The organism is Enterococcus sp. 5B3_DIV0040 (assembly GCF_002140755.1).
In the GTDB taxonomy this organism is placed as follows: domain Bacteria; phylum Bacillota; class Bacilli; order Lactobacillales; family Enterococcaceae; genus Enterococcus_D; species Enterococcus_D casseliflavus.
The window spans coordinates 1,832,972-1,854,840 of the sequence record NZ_NGLC01000001.1 but is presented as its reverse complement, the minus strand read 5'-3'; the positions used below and the strand labels follow the sequence as shown (position 1 = coordinate 1,854,840).

The window sequence follows — 21,869 nt, the reverse complement described above, 5'->3', positions numbered from 1 at the left end:
AGGACTTCTATTGGCGAAGGTAGTAACTTTACTGATAGAATGATAAAATAGAACCAGAGTGTCGTTTACAAGAAACAGCGGCAAGAATCATTGAGAAAAGAGGGAAAACCTATGGCAGAAACCGTCAAAGTTAGCGAGCTGGCGGAGGCTTTAAATTTAGAGATAGTTGAAGGAACTGAAAACAGTTTAGAAAGAGAAATCATTACCGGCGATATTTCCCGACCTGGTTTGGAATTGACGGGTTATTTTAATTACTATTCCCATGATCGTCTGCAATTATTCGGCAGCAAAGAGATCACCTTTGCGGAACGGATGATGCCAGAAGAACGCTTGATGGTGATGCGCAAAATGTGTGCCGAGGATACCCCAGGGTTTATCGTTTCTCGCGGCTTGGAAGTACCAGCAGAAATGATTCAAGCCTGCAAAGAACATGAGATCACAATTTTGCGTTCGCCCATCTCAACCTCACGTCTGCAAGGAGAGCTTTCTAGTTTCCTCGATGGACGCTTAGCCACAAGAACCAGTGTCCATGGGGTATTAGTGGATGTCTATGGGCTAGGTGTTTTGATTCAAGGCGATAGCGGAATTGGGAAAAGCGAAACAGCCTTAGAGTTAATCAAACGTGGGCATCGATTGATCGCTGACGATCGGGTGGATGTGTATAAGCAAGATGAATTGACTTTGGTAGGGGAACCGCCGAAAATCTTGCAGCACTTGATCGAGATCCGCGGAATCGGAATCATCGATGTCATGAATCTTTTTGGTGCCAGTGCCGTACGAGGGTATATGCAGGTTCAAGTAGCGGTGTATTTAGAAGCTTGGGCGAAAGACAAAAAGTATGATCGACTAGGAACCGATGATACGACGGTTGAAATTGGTGGCGTCGATGTACCACAAATCAAGATCCCCGTAAAAACTGGTCGAAATGTTGCGATCATTATCGAAGTCGCTGCCATGAATTTCCGAGCGAAAACGATGGGCTACGATGCAACGAAGACCTTTGAAAATCGATTGACGCAATTGATCGAAGAAAATTCTGGAAACTAGAGAGGATAAGATAGATGTTAGGTTTAGTAAATCGAGTCGCATTTGAACTATTTGGTTTGCCGATTTATTGGTATGCGATCATTATCGTATCAGGCGTGATCATTGCTATGTGGTTAAGCACGAGAGAGGCAGTTCGTGTCGGGCTCAAGCCAGATGATGTGACTGATTTTATGTTGATTGGATTGCCAGTAGCGATCATTGGTGCGCGGCTTTATTATATTCTGTTTGACTTGCAATACTACATTGATGACCCAAGTCAAATTTTCAATATTCGCTCTGGTGGGATCGCGATCTACGGCGCACTGATCGCCGGGGGGATCTGGCTATACTTTTTCTGCCAACGAAATTTTATTTCTCCCTGGACCTTCTTAGACATCGCCGCACCAAGTGTCTTATTGGCACAAGGCATCGGGCGTTGGGGCAACTTTATGAACCATGAAGCATTTGGCGCTGAAGTCAGCCGCTCCTTCTTAGAAAGTTTGTATATACCGAAATTCATTATCGATAATATGTATATCGATGAAGCGTATCGGCAGCCGACCTTTCTTTATGAATCGGTTTGGAACGTGATTGGTTTTATCGTTTTGATCTTCTTGCGTAAGAAAACTGGGTTATTAAAAGAAGGCGAAGTCTTCTTGAGCTACTTGATTTGGTATGGATTCGGGCGCTTCTTTATTGAAGGAATGCGTACTGATAGTTTATACTTATTTGGTGGCATCCGTGTGTCACAGGCACTTTCCGCTTTATTATTCTTCGGAGCGATCGCTTTAATGATCTGGCGCAGGAAAAAACAAGCGTTAAAGGATTACAACCGCAGCTTTGGTAAGAACCAAACGATTATCTAAACAGTTATTTTATCGAAATTATGGTAAAATGATGAAGTGCATGAATTTGCGAAAAGGATAGAGGAGGTTTCCATAGTGAAACAGAAAATCGCCGTCTTAGGTCCCGGATCATGGGGGACTGCTTTGGCACAAGTCTTGTCTGAAAATGGACATGAAGTGACTATTTGGGGGAACAATCCCGCCCAAATCGATGAAATCAATACGTATCATACGAATCGGCATTATTTGCCAGATTTAAAATTACCTGAAAATATCTTAGGCTGTAAAGATTTAGAAGAGGCGATCCAAGATGCCGATGCCGTTTTGTTTGTCGTACCAACTAAAGCGATTCGTGCCGTGGCACAAGAGTTCGCTGAAAAGACAACCGGCAAGCCAGTCATTATCCATGCCTCAAAAGGGTTAGAACAAGGCAGTCATAAACGAATCTCAGAAGTACTTGCCGAAGAGATCCCAGCTGATAAACGGCAAGAAATCGTTGTCTTGTCAGGACCATCTCATGCGGAAGAAGTCGCTGTCCATGATATCACCACGATCACGGCAGCTTCAGAAAATGAAGCGGCTGCTAAGTATGTACAAGAGCTATTTATGAATGATTACTTTAGAATCTACACGAATAACGATGTGATCGGTGTCGAAACTGGCGCCGCTTTGAAAAACATCATCGCCATTGGTGCCGGTGCTATCGCAGGACTTGGCTTTGGGGATGATGCGAAGGCAGCGATCATGACCCGTGGGTTAGCAGAAATCAGTCGTCTTGGTGTGGCAATGGGTGCCAATCCTTTAACCTTTATCGGATTGAGTGGGGTTGGCGATTTGATCGTTACTTGTACCAGTGTCCATTCACGGAATTGGCGTGCAGGAAACCTATTAGGAAAAGGCCATAGCTTAGATGAAGTATTAGACAATATGGGAATGATCGTTGAAGGAGTTTCAACCACCAAAGCTGCCCGCGAATTAGCAGAAGCTTTGTCGGTGGAAATGCCAATCACAGAAACGATTTATTCGGTCTTGTATGAAGGCAAAGACATCAAGCAAGCAGCGAAAGATATTATGCTGCGAGACGGCAAAGAAGAAAACGAATTTTCGGTAGATCAATCATTATGATTAAAGGAGCGAGTCACATGAATGTCAAAAAAGCAGTTATCCCAGCAGCCGGTCTGGGTACCCGATTTTTACCAGCTACAAAAGCAATGGCAAAGGAAATGTTGCCGATCGTTGACAAACCAACGATTCAGTTTATCGTGGAAGAAGCTTTACAATCGGGGATCGAAGATATTTTGATCGTAACAGGGAAAGCAAAGCGTCCGATCGAAGACCATTTCGATGCCAATTTAGAATTAGAGATGAATCTAAAAGAAAAAGGCAAGACGGAGCTTTTGAAATTAGTGGAAGAAACAACTGACGTAAATCTTCACTTCATTCGCCAATCTCATCCGAAAGGATTAGGCCATGCCGTATTACAGGCTCGGGCATTTGTCGGAAACGAACCGTTTGTAGTTATGCTAGGTGATGACTTGATGGAAGATCAAGTACCATTGACGAAACAGTTGATCGATAATTATGAAAAAACGCATGCATCAACGATCGCTGTCATGGATGTTCCTCATGAAGATACATCAAAATACGGGATCATTGATCCTGGTATGGAAGTTGAAAAAGGCTTGTTCAATGTCAAAAACTTTGTTGAAAAACCAGCGCCAGAAAACGCGCCAAGTGATTTAGCAATTATTGGCCGCTACTTGCTGACCCCTGAAATTTTTGATATTTTAGCCAATCAAGAACCAGGTGCTGGTGGCGAGATCCAATTGACGGATGCCATCGACACATTAAACAAAACCCAACGCGTCTTTGCCCATCAATTTACCGGCAAGCGTTACGATGTTGGAGACAAATTCGGTTTCTTAAAAACAAGTATCGAGTATGGTCTAGTGCACCCTGAAGTCAAAGACAACTTGAAAGAGTATTTGATCGAGTTAGGAAAAGAACTAGCTCCGGCTCAAAAAGAAGTCAAAGAAGCACCGAAAGCGTCAAAAAAATAACAAAAACTCCTAAACAAGGCGATTTCTGATGAAATTGCTTTGTTTTTTTATTATTTCCTGTTGAAAGCGGATAATTTTCTTAAAAATGCAGTCTTTTATTTGTAGAAAGTGCAGTGAAATGCTATTCTTAATATAAGTAAATGGGGAAAGGAGCCATTCTATGTCAGGAGGAGAACTAGCTGCATTGATTGCTGCGATTGCATTTGTCGTATTGGTCATTTTCGTCGTTCGTTTGTTGATGCAAGTCAGCAAGACAATGACCAAAGTAGACAAAACGGTCGAAGAGGCAAACACAACCATCCGTGTCATTACCAAAGACGTTGATATTCTTTCAAAAGAGGTTGAAGGTCTTTTGGTAAAAACGAATGAGCTTTTACAAGATGTGAACGGAAAAGTCGCAACCATCGATCCTTTGTTCACAGCAGTTGCAGATCTAAGTACCAGTGTTTCAGAACTAAATGTTTCTGGAAAAAATTTAATTACGCGCGTGGGTAGTCTTGGCCGGACCACTGCCAAAGCAACGGTAGCTGGAAAAGTCGGTCAAACAGCCATGAAATTTTTCAAAGACAAAAATAACCAAAAATAAAAGGAGGACTTTCAATGAGTAAAAAAGGCGGATTTTTATTAGGAGCAATCATCGGAGGAACAGCGGCAGCAGCAGCAGCACTTTTGTTGGCGCCAGAATCTGGTAAAACATTAAGAAATAAATTAGCAAAACAAGCAGACGATTTATTAGATAAAGCATCTGATTATGGTGATTTAGCCAAAGAAAGAAGTACGGATCTTGTCGATATCGCTAAAGACAAAGCGGCAAAACTAAGCGAGCAAGCATCTGACTTCACCGGTTCTTTAACAGCGAAAGTCGATGACTTAAAAGAAACAGCAGCTGGTTCATCAGAAGAAACCGTTGAAGAGTTAAAGAAACAAGCAGGTGATCTATCAGAACGCTTCAAAAAATCAGCGAACGAGGTCAAAGAATCAGCGAAAGATGCCAAAGTAGACGCTGATGACACGGTGCAAGATATCATCATTGATGCAAAATCTTCTGCAGCGGATATGAAACAAACCGTCAAAGAAGGGGCACAAGAAGCAAAACCTGTCGTTGAAGAAGCCAAAAAAGACGGTCAAGCAGCCGCAGCTGATTTGAAAAAAGAAGCTGGAAAAGCAGCAGATGATGCCAAAAAAACAGCGAAAGCAGAAACAAAAGATGCCAAAGCTGACTTGGAAGATGCGAAAGAAGAATTAAAAGATACATTAGAAAAAAACAATCCTGAAGCATAAGCAAGGATACAAAAATTTGATTACTTCAAAAGATAAAACGTTCGCCAGTAAAATCGGCGAACGTTTTTTTGTGATTTTGGTAGTTATTCGCTTGATGCTTGGGTGATTTCCCAATCGCAAAGTTGATAGAGCCAATCCTGCAGGTGACTGAATGGAAAGCCAATTTCCTCAGCGAGACCAACATTGATCGAATAAGCAGGTGTACCATTATAAGGGCCTTGATCACCTGTTTCTGAAAAGAGCGGGGAAAGACCAGTTTTTTTCGTTACGTATTGCAGCACTTCTTCTAAGGAAACTGTACCTTTTGACGCACCATTGATGGGTCCTGTGAACGAGCTAGTACCTAGAAACGCTAAAAATTTACCAGCCTCTTGGGCATCCACAAAGCCCATTTGATGCGTTAGATTATCGACAGCCATTGGCTTTTGCTTTATCAGATGGTCAATGTAAAAGGTAAAACGTTTTGTGTAATCATCTGCACCGATCACATAAGGAAAGCGGACAAAAACGGACGGGATCTGACTGTATTTTTGGGTCAGGATCTCTTCCACGGTTCGCTTGCCTTGTGCATAATCGACCTCCTCAGAGCCAACCAGTCTGAAGGGTTCTTTAGCAGGGTCAAAATCCGCTTCAATCAAATCGAAGTGTAATTCATGGTACGCAGACATTGAGCTAGTAACGATGTAGCGCTTCGGTGTGACATGACGCAGTAGAATCTCAATGTCGTTGGAAGTATAAGCAATATTGTCGTAAATGACCTCATAGGTTTCTTTTGTTAATGCCGTTTTGATACTTTCTTCGTCGGTGCGATCGAAGATGATTCTGTTGACTTGATCGCCAAAGGAATCTTTCGTGTTCCCTCGGGTAGCGATCGTCACGTCCAATCCTTGATCAATTAGTGATTGGACCAAATATTTACCGAAAAAACGCGTGCCGCCTAAAACCAACACTTTTTTACTCAAAAGAACACTCCTTTTCATGTAATGCCAACATGTTGCGCCGTTTCATTAGGAAAATCAAGATAAGATCAATAATTCTTTTGCTGTCTTGGTAAAAGGTACACAGCCATCTGCTGTGACATACACACAGTCTTCAATGCGGACACCGACCTGATCTGGTAAATAAATGCCCGGTTCGATAGAGAAGCACATGCCTTCTTCGATCACTAAATCATTGCCAGTGATCAAAGAGGGGAACTCATGAACCGTGGTACCGATGCCGTGACCTAGACGATGGTTGAAGTAGTCGCCGTAGCCATAGCCAGTAATCACATCACGAGCAATCTTGTCTAGTTCTCCAGCGGTAATCCCAGGTTTGACCGCTGCTTGCGCTGCTAGTTCTGCTTCAAGAACGATGTCATAAATTTTTCTTTGTAATGCAGTCGGTTCTTTATAGGCAACCGTTCTGGTTGCATCACTGCAATATCCTTTCCAAACGACCCCTAGGTCAAACAAGACGAGTTCATTGGCAGTCACTTTGCGGTCACCAGGTACGCCATGAGGACTTGCTGCATTGGCACCAGCTAACACCGTTGTATCGAAGGACATATGGGAAACCCCACGTTTTTTCAACTCGTACTCAATTTCTGCCACGATTGCCATTTCGCTGACGCCTTCTTTGATGGCAGCAAACCCAATCTCAAAAGCAACGTCTGCCCAGTTGCCAGCTTCTAGCAAGGTGTCAATTTCAGCAGCCGTTTTGGTTAACTGCATTTTTTGAATGACCGGAGTCACATCTAAAGAAAAATCGGTCTGTGGCAAAAACCGTTTCAATGCTTCATAGCGCTCGACGGAAAGGTCATTTTTTTCTAGTGCCAAGGAAGAAACTTGGTAACGAGAGGTCAATTCCTGACAGATTTTCGCCCAAGGGTCTTCGCTATCGAGATAACCGATAATATCAAAGGACCAGCCACTATTTTTTGCTTCTTCTACTTCCAGAGCTGGTGTGAAAAGAAAGGGATCTTTTCCAGGTGCGACAAACAAAGCAAGGACCCGTTCATGAGGTTCACTTTTAAAACCTGAAAAATAAGCGATTGTTGCTGGATTAGAAATATAGGCAACATCTGCGCCATTGGTTTTCAACCAGCCATTTAACTCATTGATTTTTTTATCATTCATTTGAAAAAACCTTCTTTCAAGTATTCTTTTTCTATTTTATCATGCTTTAGAAGAGAATAGGGGCGGGGAAAGTAGGAAATTGCTAAGTTTTCATGAAAACAAAATTAAAACGGTTGCAAATACGGAAAAAATTTGCTATCCTAACAAAGAAATGTAAATAAGATTTTCTGAAAATAGAATAAGGGAGATATATCATGGAAAAACAAACAATTACGATTTATGATGTTGCACGGGAAGCGAATGTATCGATGGCAACTGTTTCACGGGTAGTCAACGGAAATCCAAATGTAAAACCAGCAACTCGTAAGAAAGTGCTGGAAGTGATCGACCGCTTGGATTATCGTCCAAACGCAGTTGCTCGAGGGTTAGCAAGTAAAAAGACCACGACTGTTGGTGTCATCATTCCTGATGTCAGCAATATGTTCTTCTCATCACTTGCTCGTGGGATCGATGATGTAGCGACCATGTATAAATACAATATCATCTTAGCCAACTCTGATGGCGATACAATGAAAGAAGTCAACGTTTTGAACAACTTGTTAGCAAAACAAGTGGACGGCGTTATCTTCATGGGTCATCGCATCACGGATGAAATTCGCGGGGAATTCTCTCGCTCAAAAACACCAGTCGTTTTAGCTGGTTCGATCGATCCTGATGAACAAGTAGGAAGTGTCAATATCGATTACACAGCAGCTGCCAAAGATGCTGTTTCATTATTGGCGAAAAACAATCAAAAAATCGCTTTTGTCAGCGGTGCTTTGATCGATCCAATCAATGGCCAAAACCGCTTGAAAGGCTATAAAGAAGCCTTGAAAGAAAACAACCTTGAATATTCTGAAGGGTTGATCTTTGAATCACCATACAGCTTTAAAGAAGGCTTAGCCTTAGTTGATCGCATCATCAACAGTGGTGCAACAGCAGCTTATGTCACAGACGATGAGTTAGCCATCGGCGTCTTAGATGGTTTGTTAGACAAAGGTGTTAAAGTTCCTGAAGATTTCGAGATCATCACCAGCAACAATTCATTATTGGCTGAAGCAGCTCGTCCACGCTTATCAAGCGTGACGCAACCATTGTATGATATGGGTGCCGTTGCGATGCGTCTATTGACAAAAATGATGAACAAAGAAGATGTAGAACAAAAAACGATCGTCTTGCCTTACGGTATTTCAGAAAAAAGCTCTACGAAATAAGCAGCGATTTGATCAAACGATCAGTGGAACAACGCCTTGTTGTTCCACTTTTTGCTTCAACGATCGTTCGTGTGGGGAGAAAATCTATGGATTTTCTCCTCACACTTTTTTTGCATAAAAAAACTGATCAGCACAAGGCTGATCAGTCATCATTATTGTTGGTATTTTGTTGATTATTGTCTTGCTGTTCCTCATCGTCATCCTCATCATTTGCCGTAGGTGTAACATTGTTGGATGTGTTATTCGATGATGTATTCGACGAACGATTTGTTGAACGGCTAGAAGATGCTTTTCTCCAATAGTCAGCGTAGTTTGCATCTGAACCACCGAGTCCAAATTTGAAATCGACCGTATCTGGTCCGCCAGTGGCCCAATACGAAGTAACGGTACTGCTTGGATTGGTATAGGTTCGATTATCGACTCGCACGGTTCCTCCTGGTTGGGTACCAGTAAACTTGGAAACTTGAGCTTTTTTGACATCACTAGAAAGTTCAAACTTCTGATTCACACCAAAGACTTCTTGGTTTGTTTGATAAATACGATTGATCAAGTAAGCCATATAGTTGGCTGTCCGAGTTCCTGCAGCGCTATCGGTCCCTTTATTGTCATCTCGACCTGACCAGCTGCTGATGGTGATCGATGGGGTGGAGACGACTAGCCAAGAGTCCGACCAGTTGTTGGTGGAACCAGTTTTTCCGACCCAATCGGCATTTCCGAGGTTCCAATCCAATCCGCTGATAACCGATTTAAAGGAACTGGTTTTTTGCTCATCGATGACACTGCGCATCATGTCGGTCATGATGGAAGCCGTCGCTTCTGAAAAGACTTGGACAGGTTTGGCTTCATGCTGGTAAAGCACTTCGCCTTCATTATCTTTGATTGATTCGATGATATAGCCTTGCTGATAAACACCATTATTGGCAAATGTTTGGAAGCCATTCGTTTGATTCAAGACTGTGACATCTGTAACCCCTAATGGCGCTGATTCATACGCCCAGCTATTATCTTCGGGATAGCCCATTTTGCTTAAATAATTTGTGTAGGCATAAAAATGATCGCCTTCTTTTTCCCAAAGATCTTGGAAAATATTTGTCGCTGCGATATTACTGGAAACCTCCAATGATTCACGAATCGACATGAAGGTATTGGTTCCACGGTTTGTGGCATTGACGATCGGCTCACCGGCGTTTTCTCCTGTCCGCCATTTTGCGGCATAGTCAGAAACCATCGATTCAGAGCCCATTAAGCCACTTTCGATCGCCGGTCCGTAAACCAGCATGGGTTTGATACTTGAACCTGCTTGGCGTTTGGCATCAAAGGCATGGTTGAATTGATTGTCAGCATAGTTACGTCCGCCAATAAAGCCTAGTACTTTCCCAGTGGCGTTGTCCATCATGACATTGCCGACTTCGATGGTGGAGTCACCCCAGTTGTCTAGCATATAGCCGTATTTGTCGACGGCATCTTGCATCGCATTATAAATATCTTTATCGATCGTTGATGTGACGGTATAGCCGCCATTAACAAGTTTTTGCTGCGCCAATTCGAAGTATTTTTGATAGGTTTCCTCTTTGGCGTATTCTTCGTCACTGACATCATCTTCATCTGCCAGCTGTTTGGCAATAATGTCTTTTGCTTCATTTAACACAGTGTAATAAAGGAAGCTTTGATCCGTTTGTTCAATGGCTTCTTGTTTTTTGAAGTCTTGCTTCAAGTCATAATTAAGCGCCTCTTCGTATTCTTCTTTCGTGATATCGTGGTTACGATACATACTGAAGAGCACGAAGTCTTTCCGTTCTAAGCCAGCGGTCAAGTTTTCCTTGATCTCACCCGTATTTGTATAAGGGCTGTAGACGATCGGGCTTTGTGGCAGACCCGCAATAAAGGCTGCTTGCGGTAAAGACAGGTCAGCTGCGTTGACGCCAAAAATTCCTTGCGCCGCTTCTTGCACACCTGCGATATTTTGCCCTTTATTGTTTCGACCAAAAGGGGAGATGTTTAAATACATGGTGACGATCTCATCTTTATCGAAAAATTTCTCCACTTCCATGGCTAATAAAATCTCATTGGCTTTGCGTTTAAAGGTCGTTTCACTGGAAAGGATTTGTTGTTTTACCAGCTGCTGGGTCAAAGTGGAACCCCCGCTGCCGCCAAAGCCTGTCGCTTCTGATAATAATGCTCGCACGACTGCTTTTGGTACGACCCCATTATGAATATTAAAATATTCGTCCTCTGTTGCGATGATCGCTTTTTTCAAATAATCTGAAATTTGATCGGAATTAACCGACGTTCGCATTAGGTCCGAGCGAATCGTTGCGATTTTGCTGCCATCAGCGTATGCGAGTTGAGAAGTCTCTGTGATGTCGGTCAATTCTTTTTGTAACTCATCTTTAGAAGGAGCTGCGGTATCTTCCACAAGAAAAGCAAAGTAGCCGGCACCGATCCCTAAGGCTAAAGAACCGCCTAGAACCAGCAAAGAAATAGCAACTAAGAACAAGGCATGTAAAACCCTAAGACTGATGTTGAAATAGAACCAGCCTCTATTTTTGTTTTCTGTATTCTTTTGATTTTTCGTTTTCTGGGACAAAAAGAGTCACCTCAATAAATTAGAATAGATTCCGTGTAATTATAGCAAAAAACAAGGCGCTTGGGTAGCACCCTATCTGTTATCGAAAGAAGTGTGGGAGAAAATGCCAGTTGGTGTTTGTATTGAACCAGCGATAATAAAGGAAAATGAACGGATTTGCCTAAAAGTTTCTTTTTTGGTAAAGGACTTTGAGAGAAAGACTTTTCATTGACCTCTTTTTCAGTTAAGATGAACAATGAAGCAATTATTAGGAGGAGAAAGAATGAGTACAGACTTTTTTGAAGAGCTAAAGCAACGCGGATTAGTTCATCAGACCACAGACGAAGCAGCCTTGACCCAACAATTAAATGAAGAGTCTGTGAAACTATATATCGGCTTTGATCCTACCGCAGATAGCCTGCATATTGGTCATTTATTGCCTATTTTGATGTTGCGCCGTTTCCAACAAAACGGACATGTGCCGATCGCATTAGTAGGCGGCGGTACAGGAATGATCGGTGACCCATCCTTTAAAGATCAAGAACGTCAATTAAACACACTAGATACCGTTTTAGAATGGTCACAAAGTATCAAGAGCCAATTATCTCGCTTCATTGATTTTGATGACCAAGAAAATCCTGCCATCATTGCCAATAACTATGAGTGGCTAGGGGAATTGAAACTGATTGATTTCTTGCGTGACACTGGGAAAAACTTTACGATCAATTACATGATGAGCAAAGAAAGTGTCAAACGTCGGATCGAAACTGGGATCTCCTACACGGAATTTGCATACCAGCTATTACAAGCCTATGACTTTTTGAATCTTTACGACAACCACGGTTGCTTGTTGCAATTAGGCGGTAGCGATCAATGGGGGAATATCACCTCTGGGATCGAATTATTACGTCGTGAGCGTGAAGTCCAAGGGTTCGGTTTGACTATGCCATTGATCACAAAAGCAGATGGAACGAAATTTGGGAAAACAGAAGGCAATGCGGTTTGGCTAGATGCCAAGAAAACGACGCCTTACGAGTTCTACCAATTCTGGATCAATACGGATGATCGTGATGCAGTCAAATTCTTGAAATATTTCACCTTCTTATCATTAGAAGAAATCGCTGCGATCGAAGCAGAGTTTAACGCTGCACCAGAATCTCGAGCAGCACAAAAAGCTTTGGCAAAAGAAGTCACTACTTTGGTTCATGGGGCAGAGGCTTATGAACAAGCCGTACGTATCTCAGCAAGTTTATTCAGTGGCAATATCAAAGAATTGAACGCTGAAGAGATCGAACAAGGCTTCAAAGGGGTGCCAAGCCATCAGGTAACAGCAGATGATTCTTTGAACATCGTTGAAGTGTTGACGACTGCTAAAATCGAACCATCAAAACGTCAAGCAAGAGAAGACGTTCAAAATGGTGCCATCTACATTAATGGGGAACGCGTCCAAGACCTAACGTACGAGCTCCAAGCAAGTGATCGGATCGGTGGAAAATACGTCGTGATTCGTCGTGGCAAGAAAAAATATTTCTTATTAACATTTTAATCGCAAAAAGCGAACCGCCTTGTTGGTTCGCTTTTTTCAAATTTTTGTAGAGGAAGGGTTTTTGTTGGAATGGGAAATATAGTGTTGAATGCCGCCGGTTTATTTGCCATGATCTTCTTAGGGTATTTTCTTAAGCGGCTAAATGTCCTTTCAAAAGCGGATGGCTCGATCTTATCCAAAATTATTTTGAATGTGACGTTACCGGCAGCAATCATTTTGAATTTAGCTTCAATGCAAGTACAAGTCAGTGCGCTTAGTTTGATTGTGATCGCGTTGATCATTACGATCGTCCAGATCCTCTTCGCATTTTTCTTGACCAAAAAAGAATCGAACACGCTGCAGCAGTTTGCGATGTACTGCGGTTCAGGCTTTAATATCGGCAATTTTGCGATTCCTTTTGCCCAAAGCTTTTATCCTTTAGGGATTCCGCTGATTTCGCTGTTTGATATGGGGAACAGTATCATGTTGGCAGGGGGAACGACGATTTTCATCGAATTCTTGATTGGAAAGCGGACGACGTTTGAACCAGGGAAAATCTTTTTGAATCTCCTGCGTTCGCCAACGTTTACTATTTATCTAGTGATGCTGATTATCCGCAGTGCGGATTGGAGGATTCCCGAAGCGGCATTGGCGCTTGTCCAACCAATCGGGATCGCAAATACGTTTTTGTCCATGTTTATGATTGGCTTATTTTTGGATTTCCGCTTACCGAAGCACACCACCCAAACCGTGATCAAAATTTTAAGCTTGCGGTACGGACTGGCATTCGTGCTGTTCGCAGCTTTCTATGTTTTACCAATCCCAGTTTTATTAAAGCCAGTTCTTTGTTTGTTAGTGTTTGCTCCAATTCCTTTATTCGGTGTCATTAATTCCGTGATTGCTGGAATGGAGGAAGAAGCGGTGGGGTTCGTTTCTTCCATTAGCTTTTTGATAAGTATGCCGCTAATGACGGGTGTCCTGATGTTATTTGGACTCGCTTGATAAAAAAATACGGCAATGAGCAAAATAATCGCTTTACAAGGCGCTTTTATCGATAATAGAGAAGACTAGATTTAGGAGGAAAAGAAAAATGTTGATTGGTTCACACGTTTCAATGAGCGGCAAAAAAATGCTTTTAGGAGCAGCAGAAGAGGCAGCTAGCTATCAAGCTACTACGTTTATGATCTATACCGGAGCTCCGCAAAACACGCGGCGCAAACCGATCGAAGAGATGCAGATCGCAGCTGGACAAGATTTTATGACGGAAAAAGGAATTTCGAATATCGTCGTCCATGCCCCGTACATCATTAATTTAGGCAATACCATCAAACCAGAAAACTTTGGCTTTGCTGTTTCGTTCTTACAAGAAGAAATCCAACGAGCCCAAGCTTTAGGTGCAACTCAAATCACATTGCACCCCGGTGCCCATGTCGGTGCAGGACCAGAAGCTGGGATCAAGCAGATCATTAAAGGCTTGAACGAGGTCCTTGAAAAAAATCAAACTGCCCAGATCGCATTAGAAACAATGGCAGGTAAAGGCACCGAGATTGGTCGCAGCTTTGAAGAATTGGCAGCAATTATCGATGGTGTCACCTTAAATGAAAAATTATCCGTTACACTAGATACTTGTCACACGAATGATGCTGGCTACAATGTCAAAGAAGACTTTGACGGCGTGTTAAACGAGTTTGACAAAATCATCGGGTTGGATCGCTTGAAGGTCATCCATGTCAATGATTCAAAAAATCCACAGGGCAGCCACAAAGACCGACATGCGAATATTGGTTTTGGCACGATCGGCTTTGAAGCCTTGAATAAGATCGTTCATCATGAGCAATTATCAGCGTTACCGAAAATTTTGGAAACACCCTATGTTGGCGAAGACAAAAAGAATAAAAAAGCCCCTTATGGCTATGAAATCGCGATGCTGCGGGAAAAGACCTTTGATCCTGAGCTATTGACGAAAATCATGGCGGGTGCTTAAACGGTTCATTTAACCATGAGCCAGCTTATTATTGGAGGAAGAAAAATGGACTTTCAGTTGCTGATCGATGCCGCGAAGCAAAAACTGGGATTCAGACAGCTCTCTCAATTTGCAGAAGCAGGGAGTGTCGCGGCAGCTCTGGCTACTGCAGATGGACAGATTTATACAGGGATCTGTATCGATACCAGCTGTTCTATGGGTTTTTGCGCCGAACAGGCTGCGGCTGCGCAAATGATCACCGATGGTCAGCAGCGGGTGTTACAGATGGTTGCAATCAATTCGGCAGGTGAGCCGATCCCACCTTGTGGTCGTTGCCGTGAATTCATCAGCCAGCTGGATCCTGCCAACCATAACACGCAGGTCATGATCGCAGCAGGAAAAATTATGACGCTAGAAGAGCTGTTGCCTGTTGATTGGAAAGCATCAAAATAAAAAGAGTCCCCTTAGACCGCTGTGTTCTAAGGGGCTTCTTTATTTTATCGATCCCATGGACGAGCTACGCTTTTGGATAAAAAAACTCCTCAACAAGCAATAGCGCTTTGTTGAGGAGTTGATCGATAGCAATGATTAGAATTTTTTCGCAGCAGCTGCTACGCGTTCTAAACCTTCAGCAATGATTTCTGCTGTTTTAGAAGGATCTGCATTGTGGCCTTCAATGATTACTTCTTCTGTGATGTTCATGCCGAACATACCACCGAAAACTTTTTCCATAAAGGTTACAGCGTTTTCCATTGCGCTCATTTCGCCTGAGTAAACACCACCACGGGCATTCAATAGAACGATTTCTTTGTCTTTCAATAATTGGTTCATTGAACCATCTTCGTTATAAGAAAAAGTAAAGCCAGCTTGGAAGATATAGTCGATGAATGTGTGCAAGGCAGCAGGAATCGTTAAGTTCCACATTGGGAAAGCGAAAACGATGGTATCCGCTGCTGCGAATTTGTTCATCACGTCTTGACGGACAGTCATCAATTCTTGTTCTTCTTGGTTTAATTCTTGTTCTTGTGAAAGTTTGCCAAATGCTTCAAATAACGTTTGACCGATATAAGGCATTGGTTGTGCGTACACATCAAAGGTTACAACGTCCACATTGTTGGTATCAAGATTTTCAACGAACGTATCAAACATTTTTGCAGATACTCCATCAGGACGGTTATTGGCTTTAACAACTAAAATATTTTTCATTTTTTTCCACCTTTACTTTAAGTAAGTTTTAATCACAAAACGTAGTATACTATAAAATAATTTTGCTTACAATAAATAAGTACACTTTTTTTAAAAAAGCTGGAATTTTACAGTTTTTTTCACACAGATTTGGTAAACTTTAGAGAAAACAGGAGGATTTCTATGAAAATATTCGTGGTCGAAGATGACAAATCGTTAGTCAAAATGATGGAAAACCAATTATCCCGCTATGCGTATCAAACCTTTGTTCCTGAAAATTTCGCTGCGGTTTTAGATGAATTCTTGATGATCCAACCTGATTTGGTTTTGTTGGATGTCAATCTACCTTATTATGATGGGTTTTATTGGTGCCAAAAAATCAGGGAACGTTCGTTGGTTCCAATTCTCTTCATCTCCGCCCGTGACGGCAATATGGACCAAGTGATGGCTCTAGAATATGGTGCTGATGATTATCTAGTCAAACCTTTTTCTTATGACTTGCTGCTGGCAAAAGTAAAAAGCCACATTCGCAGAGTCTACGGGGATTATGCACAGTCTGATCGGGCGAGAAGTTTGAAAGCCGGCGAATTGATCTACTATCCCGAAGCATTGAAGATGGTCTATCGTGAAGCCAGTGAATGGCTGACTGTTCGAGAAGGAGAATTATTGACCCTGTTAATGTCGGCACACCCAGAGATGGTCAAACGGGAACGGATCTTAAATCTATTATGGGATGATGAACGCTTCGTTGATGACAATACGCTTTCTGTCAATGTCGGCCGTTTGCGAAAAAAACTGGCGGCAATGGGCATCAATGATCCGATCCAAACGATTCGCGGAAAGGGCTACGCTTTATCAGTGATAGGTACGGAAGAATGAAAGCATATGCAAGTGTTCATTTACCTAAACTACTCGTTACCTTCTTAGCCATTTCATTGTTCGTTTTAGTGATTTGGTTGGATGGCTATCGAAATTACCTCGTAATTGGTTATGGTCTGCTTCTATTTGGGCTGTTCATTGTTCTTGTTTATTTGGTAGATTACCTTTCCAATACTGCGTTTTATCAGTATATCAAGCATGGAAGAGCGACACACCGAAGCAATGGCTACCTTTCCAAGCAATGGCGCAAGCAGTTCGATGCCCATGAACAGAAAGAGCAAGAGCGGCTGACAGAATTAGATCAGCACCATCAAAATCATATTCGTTTCATGAATATCTGGGTTCATCAAATGAAAACACCTGTCTCAGTTTTGGCGCTAATGGCTGAAAGTGAAGAAGTCGATAGCTATGATCTTTTGGCTGAAACAGATCGCTTAAAAAGTGGCTTGGCGACTGCGCTGAATTTTGTGCGCTTGGAAGATTTCACGGAGGACTTCGTTATCGAATCAGCCTCATTGTTGGAATTGTTAAAACACAGTATCGGTGACCAGAAGCGAAATTTTATTCGCAGTGAAGTCTATCCGAAGCTGATGAGTGAAGCAGATATCACGGTGACAACAGACAAAAAATGGCTAGGTATTTTGCTCTTTCAACTCATCAGCAACGCCATCAAGTACTCAAAGCCAGACAGTAAAGTCTATTTTGAGATCGATCCTTTTTCTAGAAGCTTAACGATCGCAGATGAAGGCTGCGGGATTGCAACAGCGGATCTCCCGCGAGTTTTCCGCCCCTTTTATACAGGTCAGAATGGGCGGCAAACAGGAGAGGCAACTGGGATCGGTCTTTATTTAGTTGAAACGATCAGTACGCAATTAGATATCGATGTGGCGCTTGCCTCTAAGGAGAATCAAGGCACGACAGTTACCTTAACATTTCGGAGGTGAAGGCTTTCTTACAATTTTGTAAGCTTTCTATCATGAAATCGATAACTGATTGCGGTGCCGCCTGCTAAACTGGTAGCAAAGGAGTGAAGATGATGGCTTTACTAGAATTGAAAAATGTATCGAAAACCTATACAGGGGAAGTGTCTGTTGAGGTTTTACAACAAATCGATCTCAAAGTGCCAGAAGGAGAATTTATCAGCATTATGGGTCCATCTGGCAGTGGCAAGACCACCATGCTGAATTTGGTGGCAACATTGGATAAACCGACTTCAGGTTCGGTGATCCTCAAGGGAGAGCAGCCACTAGAATTATCTAAGCAAAAACTCGCGGAGTTTCGTCGTCGGCAACTAGGCTTTGTTTTTCAAAACTACAATTTACTTTCGCCATTGAGCGTGCTTGAGAATGTGATTTTACCACTGACATTGGATCGGGTGGCAGTTCCTGAGATGAAAGAACGTTCGGAGCAGCTATTACGTGAACTTGGGATCTATGAGAAAAAAGACAAACGCATCTATCAGCTTTCCGGTGGAGAGCAGCAGCGAGTTGCGATTGCTAGAGCTTTGATCCATCAACCAGAATTGCTTTTAGCAGACGAACCGACGGGTAATCTTGATTCCAAGGCAGCACGAGATGTCATGGAAATACTAAGTCAGATGAACAAACAGCGAAAAGTCACCACTATGATGGTCACCCATGATCCGTATTCCGCCAGCTTTTCTGATCGGGTCGTTTTCATCAAAGACGGAAAGCTGTATAACGAAGTCTATCGTGGTGCTGATCAACAGCAATTTTATCAAAAAATTCTTGAAGTCCTAGCACATTTAGGAGGTCGCCGTCATGAATTTCAGACAGTTGATCATTCGTAATCTGCGGGGGAATTTTCGAACCTATGCAGCATACTTCGTCAGCAGCGCCTTTGCGGCGATGGTGTTTTATATCTTTAGTCTTTTGCTCTTTCATCCGCAATTGGAAGAAAACTTATCTAATAGCGATACAATTTCAAGCTTAGCTAAGGTTGGTCTATCCGTCGCACTCGTGGTGATCGCCTTACTGTCGCTGTTGTTTTTATGGTATACATTTGTGGTCTTTTTGAAACGACGCAAACGTGATCTGGCGATCTACTTGATTTTGGGGATCGAAGAAAAAGATCTGCGAAAGATTTTGTTTGTCGAAAATGCCCTTTTAGGAACATGTGCCACAGTATCTGGTATTGGGTTAGGGATTTTAGTGACGAAATTGTTGCTGCTGATTGCGCAAAATGTCATGTATCTAACAGAAGGACTGAAATTTATGGTTCCTCTGGAAGGTTTAGGATTGACCTTTGGGATCTATGTCTTTATTTTCCTCTTGATCTCCTTTTTCAGTACTCGGGCCTTGCAAGGAGAACAGATCATCTCATTGATCAAGGAAAATGAAAAACCACGTCCTGAGCCAAAAAGTCATTGGGCATTGGCATTTTCAGGAATTATATTATTGGTGGCGGGCTATGGATCGGTCTTTTATTTTAGCTACCAAACATACTCAATGCTGCCACTTATGCTAGGAGTCTTGTTGACTGTTGCAGGCACGATCTTGTCATTCCATCAGTTCAGCGTATTTCTATTGAAACGATTAAAAAAACGCCCGACCTTCTTACGTGGGACTCGGATGCTGACTATCAGCGAATGGATCTTTCGCATGCGAGACAATGCGGCGATGTACAGTCTGATCGCTATTAGTACCTCCGTGGCATTCGTTGGGATCTCCGTGATGCTGGCGATCGGCAGTTCTTCTTTTTCTTCAATCCAAGGAATCAGTGTAGCCTATGTGTTTCCGTGGTCTGGGCCAGAAGACCTCGATCATTCTGAGGGGAAAATGAATGAAATTAAAACTGCCATAGAAGAAAAAGGGTACTCACCTGTAACGGATAGTGTTTCCTTACTATGGGCCTATGCAAATCTTGATGAATCTGCAGTTATGAATGATTCATTTTATACGACGAATGGCTTTTCAATTATGCGAGAAAGTGACTATCAGAAAATGATGAAACAAATCGGTGAGGAAGCTGATTCCGTTGCAGATAATCAAATAATGACACTTAGTGCTAATTATTCACGTCGAAAACAGCTTCTAGAAGTCCCTGAGAACGAACGCACAAGTATCTATCCACTTGAATTAGGTTCAGAAACCGGTATAAAAAAGGATATTACGATTGTCCACAGCCCCTCAATGCTTTCTCTGAATCACTTTGGTTTGTCAGTTGTGACAGATAAGACCTTTGAGAAATGGCAAGCTCTCTTACAAGAATCTAACGATGATATGGAATCTGGTTTTATTTGGTTAGACTATCCAGAATGGGCTGAAACACCTGAATTGGTATCTGATTTCAATGGAAAGTTAGATAAAGAAAATGCCTTGATCGATCAGCAATACGAAGAACTCAGTCGGGAGTTTGAAGCCAAAGGTGACTATACAGATGAAGAGTGGTCAGAAGCGGCAAAAGACATTCCGATGCGTACGTCTTATACCTCGAAATACCAAGTTTTCCAAGAAAATCGTCAAGGAAATGGCATCATTTTAATGATCACGGTATTACTAGGTTCGGTTTTCTTTATTTTCTCCGCTTCGATTATCTATTTCCGTTTATTTGCAGATTTAGATAAAGATGGTGCGTATCATCGTTCCTTGCATATTTTAGGTGTGTCGCCGAAGGAGCGTCACAACGTTCTGAGACGCCAGCTGCAAGTGATGTACTTCTTGCCAACAGTTGTGGCAATGATCCATTTTGCGGTGGCAATGACCGCTTTGCGTATTTTAGTAGAATTGCCTGTTTGGCAATACTATGGTGTGATCGTTAGTCTCTTTTTGATTTTCCAAATCGTTTTTTACTTTGTTTGTCAGTATCGGTACTTCCAGCAAATTGATCGGATCGCCGATCCGACAGAGTGATTTATTTTTTAGCCAAATCCCTTTCAATCAACACAGATTGGGATTTGGTTTTTTTGTTTGCTGCATTGTTATTTTCTTTCACCAATGAAGCGTTTTAATTGTGTAAATCACCGAAAAGCCGATAAAATTAGTTAACACTGATTCTATTAGGCAGTCGCGGATACCCTGCAAGAATGTGGCAACTGGAAGTCTATTTTTCTCACCGTGAAACGAAAAGACAACTGTTAATGAAAATATTCATGTCGAGTACAGTAATTGCTGTGACCGATGGGTTTAGCTAAGCGATCACTTAAGGGAGGAAACCAATGATCAAACGTTTAGGAAAAGCATTTGCTGTCTTGCTGCTGTTGATTCCTGTTTTTGCTGGTATGCGGGTTGTTTATGGGGAAACCGATGTGGGTGCCAAGCTGATCACCAATGTATCGATCGTTAATAGCCACAACGAGGTCATCACAAGTATTGAAAAGGATGATTCCTTCAAAATAGATATGACCTGGAGTTTGGAGGACTTAGGTGATTTAAAAGCAGGTGACAAAGCGACCGTCACCTTGCCAGCTGAGATTGAAGGCGTTAATAATACGTATGCTTTATACGATGAAAATAACAACTTAGTGGTCAATGTTACCCAAGTTGGCAATCAGCTGACCTTTGTTTTCACGGAATTTGTCGAACAAAATACCAATGTACATGGGGACTTTTATTTTTGGACAAAGTTCAGTGATGACGTGATAGAAAACCAGATCAACAACATCAACTTTGAAACGGCAAATGGGACGCAATCGGTGCCTATTTTTATTCAAGCAGTGGATGATTCAGGGGAGGGTGCCTTACTCACCAAACAAGGACTGTATTTAGGTACGCAAGAACCCAAACGGATCATTGATTGGCGAGTGTATATCAACTCGTTTGACACGGACCAAGTGACGATCAAAGATGGAACGTTTATTGACTTTTTAGGTCCTCATCAGACACTAGTCAGTACGAGTGCTCGAGTGGTCTATGGACCCAGCGTTTCCAACCCAACGTATGTCGAGCAAGTACCGATCGTTTTAAATAGTGACGGCTCCTTTGAAATTCCTTTGCGGGATACAGAGGAACGGATCTACATTACCTACAAAACAGAAACGGATGGTTCATTGGAACAATATACCAATCGGGGCATCCTTGATGCTTTGGTCAATGATGTGCCAAGAACAAGCAGTATTACTGGCTATACGCCACGCTATGGTGGCGGTGGTGGCGGAACCGGTGAACCCGGAGAGTCCAGCAGCACGGAACCAAGTAGTGAAAGCAGTACGAGTAGTAGTACGGAACCAAGTAGCGAAAGCAGCACCAGTAGCAGCACGGAACCAAGTAG

20 protein-coding genes are annotated in these 21,869 nt (G+C 42.4%); 16 read left to right on the top strand and 4 right to left on the bottom strand.

Features of this window, described 5'->3' with window-relative positions:
* The first annotated feature begins 111 nt into the window (after positions 1–111).
* The 6 genes from hprK (at position 112) to A5883_RS08730 (ending at position 5,212) form a co-directional block, all read left to right on the top strand.
* Entirely contained in the window at positions 112–1,047 is a 936-nt protein-coding gene (gene hprK / locus A5883_RS08755; RefSeq protein WP_005225790.1) for an HPr(Ser) kinase/phosphatase, read from the top strand.
* A gap of 14 nt (positions 1,048–1,061) precedes the next feature.
* Complete coding sequence (gene lgt, locus A5883_RS08750) at positions 1,062–1,892, top strand: prolipoprotein diacylglyceryl transferase (protein WP_074931610.1); 831 nt, start codon at positions 1,062–1,064, stop codon at positions 1,890–1,892.
* Between the two features lie 75 nt (positions 1,893–1,967).
* Positions 1,968–2,996, top strand: a complete 1,029-nt coding sequence (locus A5883_RS08745; RefSeq protein ID WP_074931607.1) for an NAD(P)H-dependent glycerol-3-phosphate dehydrogenase — start codon at positions 1,968–1,970, stop codon at positions 2,994–2,996.
* A 17-nt stretch (positions 2,997–3,013) separates the two neighbouring features.
* The gene (gene galU / locus A5883_RS08740; protein ID WP_074931604.1) at positions 3,014–3,931 is read left to right on the top strand and encodes a UTP--glucose-1-phosphate uridylyltransferase GalU; all 918 of its coding nucleotides are present in this window, start codon (positions 3,014–3,016) and stop codon (positions 3,929–3,931) included.
* Positions 3,932–4,091: 160 nt separating this feature from the next.
* Positions 4,092–4,517 carry a DUF948 domain-containing protein gene (locus tag A5883_RS08735; protein WP_005235398.1) on the top strand — a complete coding sequence of 142 codons (426 nt, stop codon included), beginning with the start codon at positions 4,092–4,094 and terminating at the stop codon, positions 4,515–4,517.
* Between the two features lie 14 nt (positions 4,518–4,531).
* Positions 4,532–5,212, top strand: coding sequence for a YtxH domain-containing protein (locus A5883_RS08730; protein WP_016610287.1), 681 nt, complete (start codon positions 4,532–4,534; stop codon positions 5,210–5,212).
* Between the two features lie 83 nt (positions 5,213–5,295).
* Here the strand turns inward: A5883_RS08730 and A5883_RS08725 are convergent, their stop codons facing one another.
* On the bottom strand, positions 5,296–6,192 hold the full coding sequence (locus tag A5883_RS08725) for an NAD-dependent epimerase/dehydratase family protein (protein WP_176323965.1): 897 nt from the start codon (positions 6,190–6,192) through the stop codon (positions 5,296–5,298).
* Positions 6,193–6,228: 36 nt separating this feature from the next.
* Complete coding sequence (locus A5883_RS08720) at positions 6,229–7,329, bottom strand: M24 family metallopeptidase (protein ID WP_086338346.1); 1,101 nt, start codon at positions 7,327–7,329, stop codon at positions 6,229–6,231.
* A gap of 194 nt (positions 7,330–7,523) precedes the next feature.
* Here A5883_RS08720 and ccpA point away from each other — a divergent pair, with 194 nt between their 5' ends.
* A complete protein-coding gene (ccpA, locus tag A5883_RS08715) occupies positions 7,524–8,522 on the top strand; it encodes a catabolite control protein A (protein ID WP_005225798.1) in 999 nt (332 codons plus the stop codon).
* Between the two features lie 142 nt (positions 8,523–8,664).
* Here the strand turns inward: ccpA and A5883_RS08710 are convergent, their stop codons facing one another.
* Positions 8,665–11,109, bottom strand: a complete 2,445-nt coding sequence (locus A5883_RS08710; RefSeq protein WP_086338345.1) for a transglycosylase domain-containing protein — start codon at positions 11,107–11,109, stop codon at positions 8,665–8,667.
* A gap of 262 nt (positions 11,110–11,371) precedes the next feature.
* Here A5883_RS08710 and tyrS point away from each other — a divergent pair, with 262 nt between their 5' ends.
* The 4 genes from tyrS (at position 11,372) to A5883_RS08690 (ending at position 15,029) form a co-directional block, all read left to right on the top strand.
* Complete coding sequence (tyrS, locus tag A5883_RS08705) at positions 11,372–12,634, top strand: tyrosine--tRNA ligase (RefSeq protein ID WP_086338344.1); 1,263 nt, start codon at positions 11,372–11,374, stop codon at positions 12,632–12,634.
* 69 nt (positions 12,635–12,703) lie between these two features.
* The gene (locus A5883_RS08700) at positions 12,704–13,615 is read left to right on the top strand and encodes an AEC family transporter (protein ID WP_005225801.1); all 912 of its coding nucleotides are present in this window, start codon (positions 12,704–12,706) and stop codon (positions 13,613–13,615) included.
* A gap of 88 nt (positions 13,616–13,703) precedes the next feature.
* A complete protein-coding gene (locus tag A5883_RS08695) occupies positions 13,704–14,597 on the top strand; it encodes a deoxyribonuclease IV (protein ID WP_005225802.1) in 894 nt (297 codons plus the stop codon).
* Between the two features lie 45 nt (positions 14,598–14,642).
* The gene (locus A5883_RS08690) at positions 14,643–15,029 is read left to right on the top strand and encodes a cytidine deaminase family protein (protein WP_034858030.1); all 387 of its coding nucleotides are present in this window, start codon (positions 14,643–14,645) and stop codon (positions 15,027–15,029) included.
* Between the two features lie 135 nt (positions 15,030–15,164).
* Here A5883_RS08690 and A5883_RS08685 read toward each other — a convergent pair whose 3' ends face one another.
* Positions 15,165–15,782: an FMN-dependent NADH-azoreductase gene (locus tag A5883_RS08685; protein ID WP_005225804.1), complete on the bottom strand. Its 618-nt coding sequence runs from the start codon at positions 15,780–15,782 to the stop codon at positions 15,165–15,167.
* Positions 15,783–15,944: 162 nt separating this feature from the next.
* Here A5883_RS08685 and A5883_RS08680 point away from each other — a divergent pair, with 162 nt between their 5' ends.
* From A5883_RS08680 to A5883_RS08660, 5 genes are all read left to right on the top strand, one after another.
* Positions 15,945–16,640 (top strand): response regulator transcription factor, encoded by a 696-nt coding sequence (locus A5883_RS08680; protein WP_005225805.1) that lies wholly within the window; start codon positions 15,945–15,947, stop codon positions 16,638–16,640.
* Positions 16,637–17,584 carry a sensor histidine kinase gene (locus tag A5883_RS08675; RefSeq protein WP_086338343.1) on the top strand — a complete coding sequence of 316 codons (948 nt, stop codon included), beginning with the start codon at positions 16,637–16,639 and terminating at the stop codon, positions 17,582–17,584. Before A5883_RS08680 ends, A5883_RS08675 begins: the two co-directional genes overlap by 4 nt.
* 89 nt (positions 17,585–17,673) lie before the next feature.
* Entirely contained in the window at positions 17,674–18,450 is a 777-nt protein-coding gene (locus tag A5883_RS08670; protein ID WP_016610278.1) for an ABC transporter ATP-binding protein, read from the top strand.
* Entirely contained in the window at positions 18,422–20,512 is a 2,091-nt protein-coding gene (locus tag A5883_RS08665) for an ABC transporter permease (protein WP_086338342.1), read from the top strand. The genes A5883_RS08670 and A5883_RS08665 overlap by 29 nt, the downstream gene beginning before the upstream one ends.
* A gap of 305 nt (positions 20,513–20,817) precedes the next feature.
* Positions 20,818–21,869, top strand: a 1,052-nt coding sequence (locus tag A5883_RS08660) for an Ig-like domain-containing protein (protein ID WP_086338341.1), incomplete at its 3' end; no start/stop codon positions are given.